The organism is Novosphingobium rosa NBRC 15208, from assembly GCF_001598555.1.
Classification (GTDB): domain Bacteria; phylum Pseudomonadota; class Alphaproteobacteria; order Sphingomonadales; family Sphingomonadaceae; genus Novosphingobium; species Novosphingobium rosa.
This window is the reverse complement of sequence record NZ_BCZE01000022.1, coordinates 45,269-63,694: the sequence shown is the minus strand read 5'-3', so window position 1 is coordinate 63,694 and position 18,426 is coordinate 45,269. Positions and strand designations below refer to the sequence as shown.

Annotated in this window: 18 protein-coding genes; 5 read left to right on the top strand and 13 right to left on the bottom strand. The window is 59.4% G+C overall.

The genetic code is table 11. The features are described from left to right. Positions 1-22: 22 nt before the first annotated feature. Positions 23-232, bottom strand: a complete 210-nt coding sequence (locus SR3_RS08915) for a hypothetical protein (RefSeq protein WP_068084023.1) — start codon at positions 230-232, stop codon at positions 23-25. A 405-nt stretch (positions 233-637) separates the two neighbouring features. Between SR3_RS08915 and SR3_RS08910 the strand changes: the two genes are divergently transcribed. From SR3_RS08910 to SR3_RS32770, 5 genes are all read left to right on the top strand, one after another. Then, positions 638-1,327 (top strand): hypothetical protein, encoded by a 690-nt coding sequence (locus tag SR3_RS08910; protein ID WP_068084020.1) that lies wholly within the window; start codon positions 638-640, stop codon positions 1,325-1,327. Between the two features lie 32 nt (positions 1,328-1,359). Further along, positions 1,360-1,929, top strand: coding sequence for a TetR/AcrR family transcriptional regulator (locus tag SR3_RS08905; protein ID WP_068084018.1), 570 nt, complete (start codon positions 1,360-1,362; stop codon positions 1,927-1,929). An 82-nt stretch (positions 1,930-2,011) separates the two neighbouring features. Continuing rightward, entirely contained in the window at positions 2,012-2,719 is a 708-nt protein-coding gene (locus SR3_RS31205; protein ID WP_157098729.1) for a glycoside hydrolase, read from the top strand. A gap of 3 nt (positions 2,720-2,722) precedes the next feature. Then, positions 2,723-3,559 (top strand): IS5 family transposase, encoded by an 837-nt coding sequence (locus tag SR3_RS08895; RefSeq protein WP_068084012.1) that lies wholly within the window; start codon positions 2,723-2,725, stop codon positions 3,557-3,559. Then, positions 3,442-3,885 carry a glycoside hydrolase family 30 beta sandwich domain-containing protein gene (locus SR3_RS32770; protein WP_157098728.1) on the top strand — a complete coding sequence of 148 codons (444 nt, stop codon included), beginning with the start codon at positions 3,442-3,444 and terminating at the stop codon, positions 3,883-3,885. The genes SR3_RS08895 and SR3_RS32770 overlap by 118 nt, the downstream gene beginning before the upstream one ends. A 274-nt stretch (positions 3,886-4,159) precedes the next feature. Here SR3_RS32770 and SR3_RS08890 read toward each other — a convergent pair whose 3' ends face one another. The 12 genes from SR3_RS08890 to SR3_RS08835 form a co-directional block, all read right to left on the bottom strand. Further along, positions 4,160-5,017, bottom strand: coding sequence for an SDR family NAD(P)-dependent oxidoreductase (locus tag SR3_RS08890; RefSeq protein WP_068084009.1), 858 nt, complete (start codon positions 5,015-5,017; stop codon positions 4,160-4,162). Positions 5,018-5,048: 31 nt separating this feature from the next. Next, positions 5,049-5,900, bottom strand: a complete 852-nt coding sequence (locus SR3_RS08885) for an SDR family NAD(P)-dependent oxidoreductase (RefSeq protein WP_068084006.1) — start codon at positions 5,898-5,900, stop codon at positions 5,049-5,051. A 436-nt stretch (positions 5,901-6,336) separates the two neighbouring features. Then, positions 6,337-8,796 carry a TonB-dependent receptor gene (locus tag SR3_RS08880; RefSeq protein WP_068084003.1) on the bottom strand — a complete coding sequence of 820 codons (2,460 nt, stop codon included), beginning with the start codon at positions 8,794-8,796 and terminating at the stop codon, positions 6,337-6,339. A gap of 264 nt (positions 8,797-9,060) precedes the next feature. Continuing rightward, a complete protein-coding gene (locus SR3_RS08875; protein ID WP_407668158.1) occupies positions 9,061-10,692 on the bottom strand; it encodes an electron transfer flavoprotein-ubiquinone oxidoreductase in 1,632 nt (543 codons plus the stop codon). Positions 10,693-10,746: 54 nt separating this feature from the next. Further along, complete coding sequence (locus SR3_RS08870) at positions 10,747-11,676, bottom strand: electron transfer flavoprotein subunit alpha/FixB family protein (RefSeq protein WP_068084000.1); 930 nt, start codon at positions 11,674-11,676, stop codon at positions 10,747-10,749. Beyond that, a complete protein-coding gene (locus tag SR3_RS08865) occupies positions 11,676-12,422 on the bottom strand; it encodes an electron transfer flavoprotein subunit beta/FixA family protein (protein WP_068083997.1) in 747 nt (248 codons plus the stop codon). Before SR3_RS08865 ends, SR3_RS08870 begins: the two co-directional genes overlap by 1 nt. Before the next feature lie 278 nt (positions 12,423-12,700). Next, positions 12,701-13,411, bottom strand: a complete 711-nt coding sequence (locus SR3_RS08860) for an alpha/beta fold hydrolase (RefSeq protein WP_084455247.1) — start codon at positions 13,409-13,411, stop codon at positions 12,701-12,703. 72 nt (positions 13,412-13,483) lie between these two features. Beyond that, complete coding sequence (locus SR3_RS08855; RefSeq protein WP_068083990.1) at positions 13,484-14,716, bottom strand: NAD(P)/FAD-dependent oxidoreductase; 1,233 nt, start codon at positions 14,714-14,716, stop codon at positions 13,484-13,486. 42 nt (positions 14,717-14,758) lie between these two features. Further along, complete coding sequence (locus tag SR3_RS08850) at positions 14,759-15,076, bottom strand: 2Fe-2S iron-sulfur cluster-binding protein (RefSeq protein ID WP_068083987.1); 318 nt, start codon at positions 15,074-15,076, stop codon at positions 14,759-14,761. A 67-nt stretch (positions 15,077-15,143) separates the two neighbouring features. Then, positions 15,144-16,328 carry a cytochrome P450 gene (locus SR3_RS08845; protein ID WP_068083984.1) on the bottom strand — a complete coding sequence of 395 codons (1,185 nt, stop codon included), beginning with the start codon at positions 16,326-16,328 and terminating at the stop codon, positions 15,144-15,146. A 37-nt stretch (positions 16,329-16,365) separates the two neighbouring features. After that, the gene (locus SR3_RS08840) at positions 16,366-17,154 is read right to left on the bottom strand and encodes an SDR family NAD(P)-dependent oxidoreductase (protein WP_068083982.1); all 789 of its coding nucleotides are present in this window, start codon (positions 17,152-17,154) and stop codon (positions 16,366-16,368) included. 12 nt (positions 17,155-17,166) lie between these two features. Next, positions 17,167-18,312, bottom strand: coding sequence for a serine hydrolase domain-containing protein (locus tag SR3_RS08835; RefSeq protein WP_068083979.1), 1,146 nt, complete (start codon positions 18,310-18,312; stop codon positions 17,167-17,169). Positions 18,313-18,426 lie beyond the last annotated feature (114 nt).

The following is an 18,426-nucleotide window of genomic DNA, read 5'->3' as shown; positions in this document are numbered from 1 at the left end:
CGGCCACCGTCGGGTCGTGGGTTCACACCGATCCATGGGCATTCATCCGCGCGCTGCTGTTCTCGTCGGACCAGCTGTTGAGATCGTCGATGTGATAGACGATCACGCAGCCGTGCCTCCGATAGATCGGCCCCTCGTCCAGCTTCCGCATTCGCTCGAGAGAGCTCACTGAGAGGCTGAGATAGAAGCTCGCCTGGCGTGTGTTGAGAAAGGGTCGATCGCTGCTGGTCATAGCTTCGCTCCTCACTGAGAGAGCTCAAAGGAAGCATGGATCGGCTGCGCGCTGCATCCCCAGAATCAGGATATTGCGTTCAAAAAAATGACCATGCGACTCGGAATTTTGAGGGCGATCCGCAGAATCATGTTCAGGCGACGGGAAAACCTCGACCAACCGGTCAAGCGGATCGCCTTGACCAAAGCCGCCAGGAAACGCGTCCTTGTTGCATGAGGGCTGACAGCCAAGCGGCCAGTCTGGAACGCCCTGACCAACTACGCCTGACGAAGGTAGGCCCCGACCACATTCGCGGCTGTCAGCCACAGGCGCCGCCCACTCTTGACTCAAAGAGACCTATCGAGACATATGTATCGTTAGTGCGAGATGCCCAGGAGATCAGCTCGCCATGTGAGGAGCGAAGCTATGTACACGGGTCATTTGGCCGCGGGACTGCTCATCAAGTCCTATGCGCCGAAGGTAAAATGCTGGCCCATTCTGCTCGGCGTGGGGTGGCTGGACATATTGGACGGTCTATTCATCGTCCTTGGCGCGAACCTCGTCACACCGGATCTCAAGTCAGGCCCGTATCTTTTCTTCGACCTGACGTTCATCGATTGGGACCACTCGCTGTTGATGGCGGCATTTTGGTCTGCAGCCTGGGGTGCGCTATTCTGGCGCAACCGCATGACCGCTGTCCTGGCGGGCCTGGCATCCTTCTCGCATTTTCTCCTCGACTGGCCGATGCATAATTTCGATCTGGCGCTTTTCCCGCATTCGAGTGAACACATTGGGTATGGCCTATGGGGAAAATGGGGCACGTGGTCGTGGGTGGCAGAGGGGCTTTTTGATGTGCTGCTGCTCGTGATCGCTCGGCGCAATTTTGCTGCCCGCCGGGTGTCGTTGACCTGGCCTCTGGTGGTGATGACGGTGGCGTTCTTCAACCTGTCCCCGTGGCTTTCCCCCATGAAGCATGTCGCAACACTCCCCGAGCCTGCAACGCATATCCTTCATGGAATCCTCGTAACCTCAGGTTTCCTATTGCCCGGCCTCTTGTTGTCGTGGCTGGTCGATAGGGCGCAAAGCACTTCAGCAGCATCTAACCCGACTGCGTGAGACGCGAAGGAAATGATGCGGCAATCGACATTATGACCAAATCCCAATCCCCATTCCGTCCCGGCGGACGCACGGCCGAGGTCCAACGCAGGGTTTTCGAGGCGACTTCCCAACTGTTGGTAGAAGGAGGGTTCGCCGCGGTTACCTTTCAAACCGTCGCTGAACGGGCATCGGTTGGTCGCGCCACCTTGTATCGTCGGTGGTCTGATCCGGCGACGCTGGTCGCTTCTGCGATCCGGGCCACTGCAGCCGACCAGATACCCATTCCGGATACCGGTTCTCTCTGCGGCGATCTGCGAGAAATCCTCGACACCATTGCCCGGTTTATCACCAGCCCCCTCGGCAGAGCCTCATTGATGGCGAGCGTGTCGCAGTCTGGGGAATTATCAAAATCCACTGCCCTCAATGGTCATTGGGCAAGCCGTTGGGATGAGGTCCTGCCAATTTTCACGCGTGCGGTGAAGCGAGGGGAAATTAGCGATGCCCTCGATTTCGAAATGCGCTTCGCGCAACTGGCCGGTGCAGTCTACTTTCGGGTGCTTGTGATGTTGGGCCCGGTCGATGAGGAATGGCTGGAGCAGCTGGTCGCCGAAATACCATGATACGGACAATTGGCCCCTACCGATTAGATGCACCCGAGATCGCTCGTTCTGACCAAAGGCCTGCGCTTGACCAAGAAGCGGACTGAGAGCGAGAAACCCATACCTAATAGGGTCAACTCTGGACACTAGACAAGCGCCATGTGTTCCAAAAAATCCCAAAAAAAATCTATCAATTTCTTCACACCGCTATTTCTCTGCATATGCTCGATATTTTGGCCGATACGTTGATGCATATGCCGGCGAAGGAATCAAAATCGGCACGGTTATGCCTCAAAATGAATTCAATTCGGCTCAGCCCTTTCCCAGTTGCTGCTGGTCAGCTGAAGGTCTGGCGCGCTTCATTCCCTATCTTGGAGCGGAAATGAGCAAGCGCGGCGTTGATGTGCTGTTTGGCACACTCGAACGTGGGGATGCTCACCTTCTTGAGCCCACAATGGCTTCACCGAACGCGGCGCGCTGGATCAAAGGCGTTGGTGTGCAATGGGCAGGAAAGGGAGCCCTGGAGGACATTAAGCGACGCTGGCCGGAACTACCAATCTGGGGAAGCGAGCAAGAATGTGGTGTGGGGACCAATGACTGGCACTATGCTCGCTATGGCTGGACAACTATGATGCGCTATTTTGCCGCTGGTGCCCGGGTCTGGGACTACTGGAACCTGGCTCTGACCGATGGTGGAAGCTCAGGCTGGGGATGGCCGCAAAATTCCTTGATTGTCGTAGAGCCCGCCCCGAAAGTTGTTGAGCAATACCAGCATGTTGTGATTCACGCCGTCCTGCGAGAGATGGAGTGAACGATGGCATGGACTGGTATTGCCCGGCAGGAGCATAGCCGAAAAGGATTGCGTTACTCCAGCGATATGACCGACCGGGAGTGGGCTTTGGCAGCGCCGTTCATCCCTGCGGCCAAGCGGGGAGGTCGACGCCGGACAACAAACATGCGCGAAGTCCTGAACGCCTTGCTCTACATTGCGGCGAGCGGTTGCGCGTGGCGGCTTCTGCCCAAATGCTTCCCGCCGGTTTCTACGGTCCAACGCTACTTCTACGCCTGGCGCAACGCAGGCTTGCTCGAGGCGATGAACACGGTGCTAGTCATGAACCTGCGCGAGATCGAAGGGCACGAGGCTTCCCCAAGCGCCGGTGTGATCGACAGCCAGTCTGTAAAAACCACGGAAAGTGGCGGCCCTTGCGGCTATGACGCGGGCAAGAAGATCAAGGGCCGCAAGCGTCACATCCTGACCGACACCTGCGGTTTCCTCATCTTCATCCTCGTGCACACCGCCGATGTTCAGGACCGCGACGGCGCCGTCGATGTCCTCAAAGCCGTGCGGCGGCGCTTCCCCTGGCTGCGCCATATTTTCGCCGACGGCGGCTATGCAGGCGACAAGCTGCGCGATGCCATCGCCGGATCGGGGCAGTGGACGATCGAGATCATCAGGCGGTCCGACAAGGCCAAGGGTTTTCAGGTTCTGCCGCGCCGCTGGGTAGTCGAGCGCACCTTCGCATGGCTCGGTCGATGCCGCCGTCTCGCCAAGGATTGGGAAACCACCATTGCCTCCTCCACCGCATGGGCAACGATCGCTTCCATCCGCATGCTCACCCGCAGAACTGCAAGGTATTGCTATGTTTGGTGATCTTTCGAGTCAGGCACGTAGACAAAGCCAGAGGATCGTTCAGGCTGAGCCCTGACTTCTGTCTACTGCGCCACCTTTCCTCGTTTGTGAAGCCTGGGGCGCACTACATTCCAACTTCGAGCTTCGTCGGCTACGAAAATCAAATGGCGTTTCGCAATCGTGATGGAAGCCTGGTTTTGATTCTCAACAACGAGATGTCCGAACCACTTACCGTCGGCCTGGCGATCGGCGAGCTTCAAGTAACGCCTACTCTGCCACCTGACAGCTTCAACTCGATCCACATCCCGGCGGATCTCCTTAAAACACAGAGCCAAGTATCGCCCTAGAACCCACATAATCGTTCACTTCTTTTACGACCTACCAGCAGGGCAATGGGTGATTGGGATCTTCGATCGTTGTCGCTCTGGCCGAGGTGAGCGAAGAGCATTGAAAGTATCCTCCTCGTCGGGCGGGAAAGAGGCGCCCGATGAGCAGGATACCCATGGGTTCTGGCGGCGGGTAACCAGCGGCTGCCATATCCTGGCTCGCCTTCATACCTGCCGCTCTGCATGCACGCCCAGACCACCAAATCGATCAACCCGCCAAACGGAAGGCAGCGGATTAATTTCCATGCTTTACGAGCGACGCCAGAAATGCAGTGGCGCGATCGTTTGCCTCGCGAATTGCGTCGAAGCGATCAAAAATCGGCTGCGAGAGCTGAGGATGGGTGAAGAGATAAAGTTCCCCCGTCAATACACCGTTGAGCACGACCTCGCCTATCTGGCGAGGCGTTTTCCAAGGAATTCCGCCCGGAAAAATATCGCTTTCTGCCAGATCGAGGTTTGCCAAACCGCTCTGGCGTTCATCAGGCCGATTGCGCAGGCTCGTGGCGATCGCTGTCTGCGTAGGGCCAGGCAGCAGCACACTAGCCCTGATCGGGCTTCGCTCCATGGCAAGTTCGAGCGCGAGCACCTCTGTGATCCCGACAACTCCGTATTTCGACACTGTGTAGGGGCCAAATTGCGGCCCGGGCAGAAGGCCTGACATCGAAGCTGTGTTCACGATGCTCGAGGCGCGGCCGCTGCGTTTCATAAAGGGCAGGAATGCATGAACACCATGGATGACGCCCCAAAGGTTGACGTCCAAAACCCATTTCCAGTCTTCAAGGCTCAAGCCGCCAATCGAACCGATCGGGCCGACCCCGGCATTGTTGCAGAGGACATCGATCGAGCCGTATTTATCGAAGACGTTTGCAGCGAAGCGTTCGACCTCCGCGCCAATCGACACATCCAGTCGGTAGTGATCTACACCGATCTCCGCTGCTGTTGCCCTGAGCCTTTCCTCCTCAATATCAGCAATCACAACCCGCATGCCGGCATCTCGGAGAACCTCGGCGATCCCCCGCCCCATGCCCGTAGCCGCTCCGGTGACGACCGCCACCCTACCGCGCAATGTTTCCATGTTCAGGGTGTCATTCATGCTCGACCTTTCATGATTGCTCACCTGAGCTTCACCGGACCGCAGCGATCTCGCGGAGATGGGCAATGGCGACCGCACTCTCGGCAATGGACTGTTCAATAGCCCTTATGCGGTCGGAGACAGGGGCTGTGCCCTCAGGATGGGTCCAGATGTAGAGGCGGTTGCCGAGGATCCCTTCGACAAGAATCTCGCCGGCATCGTCGGCTTCCATCCAGGGAATGACCACTCCCTCGAAACCTGCAGCATCTTCGGGTCGAATATCCCGTAATGCGCCGCCCCCCTGCCCGGTCGGGCGATTGCGGGAACCGAGATGAATGTTCGACCTGACCGGTCCAGGCAGAAAGACGCTGACACCCACCTTCCCGCCGGCGACCTCCATTTCCGCCCGCAAAGTCTCCGAAATTGCTACGACAGCATATTTCGTAGCAGCATAGGCTCCGATCGTGGGCGCGCTGAACATGCCTGCCACTGACGAGGTATTGACGATGTGACCGCCCTGAGCGTTGGCTTGAAAAATGGGCAGAAAGGCCTCAATGCCCTGGATGACGCTCCAGAGATTGAGATCGACCAGCCACTCCCAATCGCTTTTCTGCATGTCGGCAAGGCAGGCCACCGGCCCCGCTCCTGCGTTGTTGACGAGAATGTCGACACGTCCGAATTCAGCCAGAGTTTCCTCGGCCACAGCCTTCATGGCCCCGGGTTTGGTGACATCCGCGGACATGGCCAGCCCACCGGTTGCTCTGGCTGCCTCAGCAAGCGATTGCGGATTGCGTCCGACGGCCACGACCCTGCAGCCGCGCAACGCAAGGCGTTTCGCGATGCCAAGACCGATCCCGGAAGAGGCACCGGTGACCACCGCAACCTTGTCTCTCAGGTCTTTCACGTGTTTTGCTCCTTTGAAGAGCCCCTTCAAGCGATCCCGGCAAGCGCCACGATCCCCGTCAAGGGCTGCCGACAGCTTCTCAGGCAAGATTCGACGTCGAAGAGCGAAAGCGCTGGCCGCCGTTCAACCGGGCAGCGGCTGGTGGCGTGCAAATCCTCTGGCGCTCGATGTGTTGGCCTCCAGCTGTGCCCCACCCTCATGCAACCCGGCAACATAGCGGTATCAACCACGACCAGCGCGAATGACCGCGATACGAGTGATCCGCCCCGGCCCTTGCAGTCCGGCCTTCAGATCGGACAGATTAGAAATCTTCGCGCCTCTCGTTTCCCCGCACCGGTCCACCGAACGCTTCCGACCTATCGCCTGCTGCGGTTCACTTCCCTCCCATCCGCACGACGCCCCCCGGCGAGCAGATGAGAGGGAAGATCACTCCCGCTTACTGCATAATGGTGCTCTTCACAGTCAGCTGGAGCGTGATGGAGCGGGGCTCAGTCGGTGCCCCCGCCAAATCAGCGCCGAGGCCCGGCGTTGCGTAGCCAGGATAGGAGGCACCGGTCAGCGGATATTCGTAGGAGGTCTGCATGCGCAGCTTGTTCGCCAGATTGCGCCCGATGAGCGACAGCTGCCACCCATCGTTCTGAGACGAAACGGTCGCGAATGCATTCAGGCGCCATACCGCCGTCTGCCAGGCATGCGGGTTGTGGGTCGAATCCGGCATGAAGCTGCTGGTGTAGCTCGCATCCCCGCCGAACATCAGTTTCTTGGTCCGTCCCAGACTCGTCTCATAGGAGAAGCCATGGCTCATCGTCCAATCCGGTGCGCGCTCCAGCGGCGCCCCCGAGAGGTCTTGCGAGGAGTAGCTCGATCCAAGCGACGCACCTGTCAGCGGGTTGGTCCTCGCCACCAGGTTGCGGTTGCAGCCCTGTGCAATCGACTGTCCCGCGTAGCAGGCGGCATCCAGATAGCTCAGATAGCGCGCGTGGTTATAGGCCACGTTGGCTTTCAGAGTCAGCCCGGGAACACCATGCGGTGAAAACGCAAGGGCCATTTCCGCGCCCTTGGTGCGAGCGCTGGCGGCATTGCGAACCGTCACCGAGACCGAAACGGGATCGAAGGCGTTGAGCTGCAAATCGTTGTATTTATATGTGTAGATCGAGGTATCGAAGGTCAGCTGATGGTCAAAGAGCGAACCCTTGATACCAGCTTCGAAGCCTTCAGCCGTCGCCTGTCGATAGGTCAGGTCGCCGCCGGCCGTAGCCGGCGCGGTGTTGAAACCGCCCGAGGTGAAGCCTTGGCGGTAGGCGCCGTAGATCGTGATGTCGCGGTTCGGTCGATAACGGATCGTCGCTTCAGGCGAGAAATTCTGGAAATGCACCTTGGACGGATTGAGAGCAATCGCAACCGGCGTCGGCGAGAAGCCCGACAGGAGGCTCGGATAGCGCAGGGCCTGGAGCGACTTGTCCTCATAGGAGAGGCGACCGCCGCCGGTCATTTCCAGCTGCCGCGAAAGCGTAAGAACGCCCTGGGCGAAGAAGGAGTAGGCTGTGGTTGACTGGCGGAAGCGGTCGTCAGTCAGGACCAACGGCCCGGTGTTGCCGGTGAGAAACCCTGTTTCGACCAAAGGAGCGTCGAAGTGCTTCTTGGAATTCTGGTAGTAAGCGCCAGTCACGACGTTGAACGGAAATTCGAAAGAGGTGGTCGCGCGGACTTCCTGGGTAATCTGTTCGTCTTCGACGCGCGCGGCGGTATCAAGGCTTTCGACCTCTCCTTCCGACACGTTCCAGTCCCAGCGCTCCTTGTAATGGTAGTATCCCGTGACCGAGGTCAGGGACACTTTGTCGGCCGGCTTGAAGTCGAGCTGCAGCGACGAGAGGAACTGGCGCTGCTCAAAGAAGGGGTCGCCGTTGCGGAAATAGTACGGGTCACTCGCGGCCACGGCAGCGGAGATGCGCGGAGCCGGGGCGTTTCGATTGAGCGAACAATCGTTCACCCCGGACGTGTTGCCGGCGTACAACTGAAGCTGCGGCACGCCCAGCGGGCAGTAGTACACCTGGCTGTTGGACGCCAAGGACGTGTCGAGATTCTTGTTCGCCACGGCCACTTTCAGCTTGGCACCGAAGCGATTGTCATCGCTCTGATATTTGAGCGTGCCGCGGAAGAAGTAATCCGTGCCGTTCGGGCCGCGCGACGTCTGGGTTCCGACATTGCCCGGGACATTGGCCAGAGTGTTGTAGAAGTAGCCGTCCTGGGCGCCGAAAGCGCCGTCGATGCGCACCCCCAGGTTCTGGTTGATGGGAACCGAGACCATGCCCTCGTATTGCTGGCGATGGGCCTCGAAGTCATAGCTCCCACGGAGCTTCCATTCCAGCTTCCGCCCCGGATCAGCCGATACCAGCGAAATGATGCCGCCCAGGCTGTTCTTGCCGTAGAAAAGCGCCTGCGGCCCCTTGAGCACTTCGACGCGATCAAGGTCGTAGATGCCCATCGAAATTGCATTGCCCTGGCTGACCTGGATGCCATCGATGTTGATCGACACGGCCTGGTCAACGCTGGGAGAGGTGCCGGGCGAGCCGATACCGCGCAGATTGATCGACCCACCGCCGGGTCCGCTCACCTGTCCGACCTGCAGCTGGGGGACCTGCGTGGAAATCTGATTGATGCTGTTCGAGCTGTAGCGTGCGATCTGCTCCGAGCTCACCGCGGTGATCGCCGCGGGAACGTCCTGGAGACGCTCGCTACGCTTGCGGGCCGTCACGATGATTTCCTGCTCATTGACGGGCTGATGCACAGCCGGAGCACCGGCGTTGCCATCAGGGGCCTGCTGGGCCTGCGCCGCGCCCGAGAAAGCAATTCCCACCAATGCGACCGATGAATAGATTGACGCCTTCAGCTTCATGATTCCCTCCCATTATATTGCATATGGTTCCGGCACGCCTTGATCATGCGTGCGGACCATTTTCTTGTCAGAACCAGACCTTCTTAGCGCCACTCTGGCGAAATCGAGCCTAGCGAAAAATTCGATTTGATTGAGTTTGAGTCACATGAAAGGATGCACAACATCATTATTTTCAATTGATTGCATTCACATCCGGCTGTCGCCGGTTGAGATCGTAAATCCACTAGCTATCGCCCGCAGGCGACCTTACAGACCTCAGCAACCCTACATATTCGGATAATTCGGTCCGCCCCCACCCTCAGGGCAGACCCATTCGATATTCTGCGAAGGATCCTTGATGTCGCAGGTCTTGCAGTGGAGACAGTTTTGCGCGTTGATCTGGAGCCCCACAGCACCCTCGCCCTGACCGACAAATTCGTAGACGCCGGCAGGACAATAGCGCTCCTCAGGCCCGGCATAGACTGCCAGATTGAGATCAATGGGAACCTTGCAATCCCGCAATCGGAGGTGAACCGGCTGGTCTTCCTCATGATTGGTGAAGGAGTAGGAGACGCTGGTCAGCCTGTCGAAGCTGATCGCTCCGTCCGGCCTGGGATAGGCGATCGGTCGATGTTTCTTTCCTCGCTCGAGGCGCGAGGCATCCGACCGATGTTGCATCGGACGCGACAATCCAAAGCCGAACAACGTGCGCAGCCACATGTCCGCGCCGGCAAGGCAGGTGCCGAGTTTGTCGTTCCACTTGGTAACCAAGGGCTGCGCGTTCTGCACCAGTTGGAGTTCCAGTGAAATCCAGCTCGAACGCACCGAGCGGTCATACTCGACAAGCCGATCCTGCTTGCGACCGCTGCGAATTGCCCGCAGCACCGCCTCAGCGGCCAGCATTCCGCTCTTCATCGCGGTATGGGTGCCCTTGATGCGGGGAACGTTGACAAAGCCCGCCGAGCAGCCCGCGAGGACGCCACCAGGAAAGGAAAGCTGCGGCACGGACTGCCATCCGCCTTCGTTGATCACGCGGGCGCCGTAAGCGACCCGCCTGCCGCCCTCCAGCACCGCGCGAATGGCCGGGTGCTGCTTCCAGCGCTGGAATTCCTCGAACGGATAGACGTAGGGATTGGCGTAATCGAGAGCTGTTACCAGGCCGAGCGCGACCTGATTGTTGGCCTGATGGTAGAGGAAGCCCCCTCCCCACGTGCCACTCTCATTAAGCGGCCAGCCCTGCGTATGGATCACGCGTCCCTTCATGTGCCTGGCAGGGTCTATGTCCCAGAGCTCCTTGATCCCCAGTCCATAGACCTGAGGCTGGCATTCGGCCTCCAGATCAAATCGCGCTTTCACGCGCTTGGTGAGGTGCCCCCTCGCTCCTTCGCAAAATAGCGTATAGTCGGCCTTAAGGTTCATGCCGGGTTGGAAATCCGCTTTTGGCAGCCCGTTATGATCTACCCCCATGTCACCGGTCTGCACACCGATCACAGCGCCAGCGGCATCGTAAAGAACCTCCGCAGCAGGAAAGCCCGCGAAAATCTCCACGCCGAGAGCTTCTGCCTTTTCGGCGAGCCATCGGCACAAGCTCCCCAGCGAGCAGGTGAAATTGCCATCATTCGACATCAGCGGCGGCATGAGTGCGTGAGGCAGAGTGTAGCTGGCCTTCGCCGTCAGATACCAATGCAGATTCTCCGCGACGGGCACTGCGATAAGCGGGCAATCGCTTTCTCTCCAATCGGGGAGAAGTTCGTCGAGCGCCCTCGGGTCGATGACCGCACCCGAGAGAATATGAGCCCCGATCTCCGAGCCCTTTTCCAGCAGGCAGACCGAGATATCTGGATCGAGCTGCTTGAGCCGGATGGAGGCGGCAAGACCGGCCGGCCCCCCTCCAACGATGACGACGTCATAAACCATCTCGTCGCGATCAATGATGCTGGGCACTTAGGCTCTCCGCGGCACGAGGTCAGCTCAAAGCTTGGCTGTGAGTTCCGGAACGGCGGTAAAAAGGTCCGCGACAAGTCCGAAATTGGCGACCTGGAAGATCGGGGCATCCTCATCCTTGTTGATGGCAACGATGATCCCGGAATCCTTCATGCCCGCCAGATGCTGAATCGCCCCGGAAATGCCGATCGCGATATAGACGTCGGGAGCCACGATCTTACCCGTCTGGCCGACCTGATAATCGTTGGGCACATATCCAGCGTCGACGGCGGCGCGCGATGCCCCGACCGCAGCGCCGAGCTTGTCGGCAAGCGGCAGGATCGTGGCAGCGAAGGTCGACGCATCCTTGAGAGCCCGCCCGCCAGAAACGATGATCTTGGCACTCGTCAGCTCAGGGCGGTCAGACTTGGCGATCTCCGCCCCGACAAAGACCGAGAGCCCGACATCACCAGGCCCCGCAAAGGAGGCGACCGCGGCGCCCGCGCTCCCGATCTCAGCCTTTTCGAAGGCCGTTGCACGAACGGTGATCACCAGCTTGGCGTCGCTCGACTCAACAGTTGCGATGGCGTTGCCGGCATAAATTGGGCGAGTGAAGGTCCGTTCGCCCTCAACGGACAGTATCTCGGAAATCTGTGCGACGTCGAGCAATGCTGCCACCCGTGGCGAGATGTTTTTTCCGGTGGTGGTCGCTGGGGCGAGAAAGGCATCGTAACCTGCCATCAGTTCAACGATCACGGGCGCAACATTCTCTGCCAGCGCATGCCCGTAGGCTGGACTTTCAGCGATATGGACCTTGCCGACACCGGCAATCAGGGCGGCCATCTCCGCCACGCTTCCTACCCCCTCGCCAGCCACCAACAGATCGACCTCGCCGAGCTTCGCCGCGGCGGTCACCGTCGAACGGGTCGCATCCTTGACGAGCGAATTTTCATGCTCAACCCAGACCAGCGTCTTCATCAGGCGACTCCCACTTCTTTCAGTATCGCAACCAGCGCATCGACATCAGCAACCTTCACGCCACCGGCACGAACCGGCGGTTCAGTAACGCGCAGCACCTTGAGGCGCGGCGTTGCATCGACCCCGCAGTCCGCCAGAGCTCGAACTTCCAAAGGCTTCTTCTTGGCCTTCATGATGTTGGGCAATGAAGCATAGCGCGGCTCGTTCAGACGCAGGTCTGTCGTCACGATAGCCGGAAGCGTGAGACGGATCGTCTCAAGCCCGCCATCGACTTCGCGCGTCACGACGACGTGTCCGCCATCGATGTCCACCTTGCTTGCGAAGGTCCCTTGGGGGCGAGCGAGTAACGCTGCCAGCATCTGCCCGGTTTGGTTGGAGTCGTCATCGATCGCCTGCTTGCCCAGGATCACAAGATCCGGCGCAACTTCCAGAGCAATCGCCTTGAGAATCTTCGCGACCGCGAGCGGCTCCAGATCGGCGTCGGTTTCAACCAGGATCGCGCGATCGGCTCCCATTGCCAGAGCGCTGCGGAGCACGTCCTGGGCTTTGGCCGGTCCGATTGAGACAACCACGATCTCCGTCGCCTTCCCGGCCTCCTTGATGCGGATAGCCTCTTCGACGGCAATTTCATCGAATGGATTGATGCTCATCTTGACGTTGGCAAGATCGACGCCACTGCCATCCGACTTGACCCGAGGCTTCACATTATAGTCGATCACCCGCTTCACGGGCACGAGGATCTTCATCGTTTATGGTTCCTCTCCGGCTGGAATGAGCAGCCAACCGTCTGCGGCGCAGCCCTAGGCACGCTCACCCGGCTACCGACCATCCTGATCACAGGTCGATCTCATCGTTCCCCAACCGAAATCGGACAACTCAATTCTGGTCGTTATTTGTGAGTTCAGATCAACGATGATACCCGCACCAACCCTAATTTCTCGGACAATTAGGGCGATTCACGATGATTCTGAATCAAACGTTGAGAATTCGAAGTGGAGTTCCAGTCGGGCGCCAGCGCGCCCTCTCATGCGTAGTCAGAATGGGCCTGGATAAAGCTCGCAAGAAGCCGGGCCAAGGCACCTGGTTGTTCGAGAGGTAAGAGGTGGGCGGCACATGGCACGCTTGTCATTGTCGAGCGGGCGATGCGATCGGCAGCCCACTGACCATCCTGGGGCGGAGCAAGCGCGTCACGCCCGCCGTTCACGAGGACGGCTGGCACCTCAATCGCGCGCAACCGTTCCTCGATGGGCATGCGCGACAGGAACGCCTCGATCTGGGCTGCATAGAGCTCGGCGGGTATTCTGCCCGCCATTGCGAGCGCACGCGCCCGGGTCCCAGGCTCGGCATCGCGACCCAACACCACATCGCCCCACTGCCCGGCGATGGCGCCGATTCCGGAGCCCAGTGCCTCGCGCACCACCTGTCGGCGGGCTTCAGCTTCCCCTGCTCCGACCGACCTGATCCCCATGCAGACCAGGCCAAGTGCGGCCACGCGGTCAGGATAGCGCAGCGCGAGTTCAAGCGCGACCAGCGCCCCGAGCGAATGCCCCACGACAACCGCCTGCTCGGCAAAGCGGGATGCGATCGCGTCCGCCATATCGGGGATTGTCGCCCCGTTACCTAGTGACAGGATCTCGATCCGGCATGGTCCGAGCAACTGTGCAAGCTGGGACGAAGCCTCTGTCCAGAGTTCATCGTCGCACAACAGGCCCGGCAAAAAAACAATTGTGCTCATGGATATGCCTCGCGAGCGACGGGGCGGTGACACGCCCCGCGCCCGTCGCCGGCGAGGCGCAGGGGGCTGAGGTCAAATCGCTTTCGCAAGATCCTTGAGGGGTACAGTGCGATCGGCAAGGGCGGCCGCATGCCCTGCAATATTCTTGCCGATAAGGGACTTCCCTTGGACGTAGTCGCGCGTGGCATTGACGCAATCCAGTGCGATCACCTTGCCTTCATGGAGATAGATGACCGAGAATTCGCGCTCGGCAACGTCACCGCGGATCACGGTATCGTCGAATCCCGTCGAGAGACCGACTGTCTGCAGTTTGAGGTCATACTGGTTCGACCAGAACCAGGGAACGGCATCGTAATGCTCCTGGGTTCCGGTGATGAATTTTGCGACGGTTGCTGCCTGATCATTGGCATTCTGCACACATTCCAGGCGAATGCTCGCGCCGCGTGCATAGCGGTTGCTGTGCGCCGCGCAATCACCGATCGCGAAGATATCGGGCAATGTCGTGCGACAGAATTCATCGACCTCGACGCCGTTCCCGACCTTCGCACCGGCGTCCACCAGCGGCTGAACAGCGGGAATGATGCCGATCCCCACGACTGCGAGATCAGCAGGAAGGACTTCTCCGTCGGCCAGCCTCACGCCGGTGACGTGTCCGTCACGTCCCTCGATCCCATCGACCAGCGTCCCGAGCCGGACGTCGACACCATGTTCACGGTGTTCCTTTTCGTAGAAGCGCGACAAATCCTCGCCGGCAACCCGAGCAAGCACCCTGTCCATCGCTTCGACCAACACCACATTTTTCCCGTGCTTGCGCAAAACGGCAGCGGCTTCCAGACCAATGTAGCCGCCGCCGATAACAACCACCTTACTGGCGCCCGCCAAGGCTCGCGAGAGATGATCGACGTCTGCCCTGGTCCGGATATAGTGAACGTTAGCCAGATCATGGCCAGCGCAGCTCAGTTTGCGGGCAGTACCTCCAGTGGCCCAGATCAATCGACCGAAACCGAGTGCTTTCCCGTTATCCAACACAACCGTGCTCTCTTTGGGATTGACCCGGACGACCTTAACGCCAAGCACGAGGTCGATTTTCTTCTGCGACCAGAACTCGACGGGGCGGATGAGTATCCGCTCGAAGCTCTTGTCACCGGAAAGATAATCCTTCGACAATGGTGGACGTTCATAAGGAGGTTCAGGCTCATCGCCGACGATCGCAATCGTGCCCTCGAAGCCACGCTGCCTTAAGGCAACCGCGACCTGGGCACCGGCATGGCCCGCCCCAACGATCAAAACGTGGTAATAGGGCATAGGTTGTCTTTCATTTTCCGTACCGGTCGTTGACCGAACAGCTCAGTCTTCCGGTGCGATCTTCACGCACAGGCCATCCATCGCGTCGCTGTAGATGAGTTGGCAAGAAAGCCGCGACTGCTCATTGCGGTGATCAGAGCCATCAAGGAGTTCATCCTCATCGGTGGTCATCTCGGGAAGCGTCTGTCCCGGCTCTTCCTCGACGAAGACATGGCAGGTCGCGCAGGAACAGCAGCCGCCACACAGCGCCAGCAGCTCATCGATACCGGCATCGCGGATGATTTCCATCACGCTGCGCCCGGCTTCCGCTTCCAGTTTGTGCTCCGTGCCCTCACGAGTCACAACAACGATTTCACCCAATTTCAAGCTCCTTGTTTCGTATCAGGCGGGCGACCGCCTTTGGCCCCGCTCTCAACGGGATCGCATGTCAGACGAGTGAGACCCGGAGGTGTTCGACCTCGGTCACCAGCGGTCCTTCGCGTTTGGCCCAGTCACCCTTGAGGTGAATGTTCGGGAAGCGCTCCCCGATGATCTTGATCGTTTCAGTGATTTCGAGACGAGCAAGCGTCGCCCCCAGGCAGCTGTAGTGGTTCGAGCCGAACATCAGCGCCCGCGACGCCGGCCGTCCAAGCTTGAAGGTGTCGGGATCTTCAAACTTCGTCTCGTCCCGCCCACCCGAGCGCGTTGAGATCCAGACCCAGTTCCCGGCGGGAATGGTGAAGCCGTTCACAGGGATATCGACCGAGGCGTGCCGTGCGATGACCCCGAAGCGGGGGCACAGACGATAGGTTTCCTCAGCCGCCTGCGGGGCTGCGGTCGGGCGCGCAAGCGTCTGCTCCCAACGCGAACGGTCTTCCAAAAGCGTCCCGAACGTCAAGCCAAGCTGATGCAGCGTGTTGTCCATGCTGGCAATGAGCAGGGACATCGCCACGGTCTTGACCTCGTCGTGGCTGATGAGCCCTTCGAGTTCGCAGCGAATGAGCTCGGAGGTGAAATCATCCCCCAGATGCTTGCGCTTCTCATCGATATGCTTTTCGATGAAGTCGAGCCCTTCCCAGTATGCCGCCTCCGACTCGCCCAGGCGATCGCGGTCCATCATGAGGAGCGGGGGATTGATCGCTTCCGTGACCCTGCCAATCCACGGTGCCATCTCGCGCGGCGCCGAGATCAAGTCGCAATAGAGCTGGGTCGGGAGCCGCCAGGCGATCTCAGCCATGAAATCGACATCGGTCGGATCCTTGATCTCGTCGAGAATGCCGTGGATCATTTCACGCACCGAGCCCTGAAGCTTGGCAACCTGCTGCGGCTTGAGCAGGCGCATGTAGGGCTGACGCATGCGGGTGCGCAGTTCGCCTTCCGTGCAGACAATCTGCTTGTTCCATTCCTCGCGGTATCGACCGGAAGTGAGCCCAACGGCATCGAGAACCACGCCGAAGCCGCCCCCGATGTCGAACTCCTTGCTGCTCATGATCTCCCAGCCCTGGTCGTGAGTCAGGACCTCAAAACCACGCATGCTGTGGCCTATCCAGCTCTCGCGACGTGCCTTCGCATAGTCCTGCAGCGTAGCCATGGGCGAAACTTCGGGAATACGAGCCAGATCCGCTGTCGACATTTTTACTTCCTCTCAAATCTTAGGGCGATCCGACCTGTCAGATCAGGTCATCGAACCTCGTGCCAGCAGCTCCAAGGGATGCAGCGCCGTCAACAACCATGGAGTGTCCGGTGACGTAGGAGGCATCGTCAGAGCAGAGCCAGAGCGCGGCATTCGCAATTTCGGAGGCCTGCGCCGGCCTTCCAGCCGGGATCGAAAAGACCAATCGGTCAATCATCGGCTGAGGGAGCGCTGCGACAAACGGGGTATCGACGAGCCCGGGGCAAAGGGCATTGATCCGAATGCCCTTCGCACCGTAATCGACGGCTGCAGCCTTCGTCATGCCGATGACACCGTGCTTGGTCGCGGTGTAGGCCGACAGATTGTAGCCGCCGATAATCCCCGAGATCGACGCCGTGTTCAGGATCACACCCTTGACCGACTGGTTAAGGAAGGTCCGGATCTCGGCCTTCATGCAGTAGAACACTGAACTGAGATTGACTGCGGAGACCTTCCGGAAATTGTCGCTATCCAGATCAGCAAGCGGCACAGTGTCAGCTTCGATACCCGCGTTGTTGATCGCGATATCAAGGCCACCCAATTCGCTCCGCAGGGCAGTTATAGCCTGAATGACGGAGGTCTCATTGGAAACGTCCATCTGATAGGCGTGCGCCTTCCCGCCTTCCTGCGTGATGGACGCAGCGATTTCTCGGGCGCCTTCAAGGTTGAGATCGCAAAGAGCGACGGTGCATCCGGCGCCGGCGAGCTTCTCGGCGATCGCGCGACCAATTCCTGAGGCGCTGCCGGTAACGACAGCGACTTTTCCGCTGAAGTCATATTTTACCATGCCACGTCTCCCTCAGATCATCGCGGACGCGATCGTGTCGGAATAGCGCTGGAAGCGCAGGATGTTTGCGCCCTCGTGCATGACGCCTGCCGTCAGGCAGACGAAGGTCGCATCGGCGACAGGATCGACCCAATAAATCGAGCTGCCGGCGCCGTTGTTTCCGAACGTGCCCTCGCTCGTGAGCGTACCATACTGGCTGTAGATGGTGGCCGGTCCTTTCAGCGAGAAGCCGAGCCCCAGATAGGCCTGATAGGGCTTCCATCCCATCGACAACGCCAGCCAGCGATACAGTTCGTTCTCCATATCACCGGTTTGGTTGGTGCTCGCCAGCTTGAGCGTCCGCGGCGACAGGATGCGGGCCCCGTCGAGGACGCCGCCACCGCGCAGCATTTCCGTGAAGCGCCACATGTCATCGGCAGTGGAGACGCAGCCCACGTGGGGCATCTCGGCGAACTCTTCCTCGAACATGCCATAGGGGCTTTTGTTGGTATGGCCGGGCGTCTGGACGGGCAGCGTCCCGCGCATGTCGGGCACGATATGCCGTGGCTGCAGATCCTTCCGGACACCCATGGCGGTATCGAACATCTTGAGGGGTTCGAAAAGATCCTCGCGGAAGATGTCACGCAACGAGCGTTGCTTGGGATCTGTGCGCCGCAGGGCCTCCCCCATCAGCGCGTGATTGATCAGCGGCTGGTAATTGCAGCGCATGCCCGGCTCGGTCGTGCCATGAACGTAGGTGCAGATTTCGTCGATCACCTCGGCAAGCTGATCCTGCAACCCGCCGGGGCGGACCTCCCAGAGACCAGGCCAGCCCGCCGTATGGGTCAGGAGGTGATAGAACGTAGCCTGATCGCGCGGGGGGCCGGCAAATTCCGGGATGATGTCGGACACTCGCGTGGTGAGAGCAAAGCGCCCCATCTCGATCGCGCGCAGCGTGAGGATGTTGGTGAAGGCCTTGGTCATCGAAAAGATCGAGAACACCGAATTGGGCTCGATCGCCTGTCCGCCGTCAGCATACTTGTTGCCGACGGTATCGCTGAAAACGAGCTTGCCCCCACGCCCAACGCGAATAGCTGCACCGTAATAGAGACCCTTCGCGATGTCATCGCGAACCATCTCTTTGAAATGATCCAGACGATCTTGCCACATTTCAGCCATTACTACCAACATCCTCGAATTATGATTTACATTATGGATCGAAAATCTGGACCTGCCGACGCATCGCGGCTTAGCTATTAACCGCCGGTCGTGATCCAATCCTGATGCTCCGCA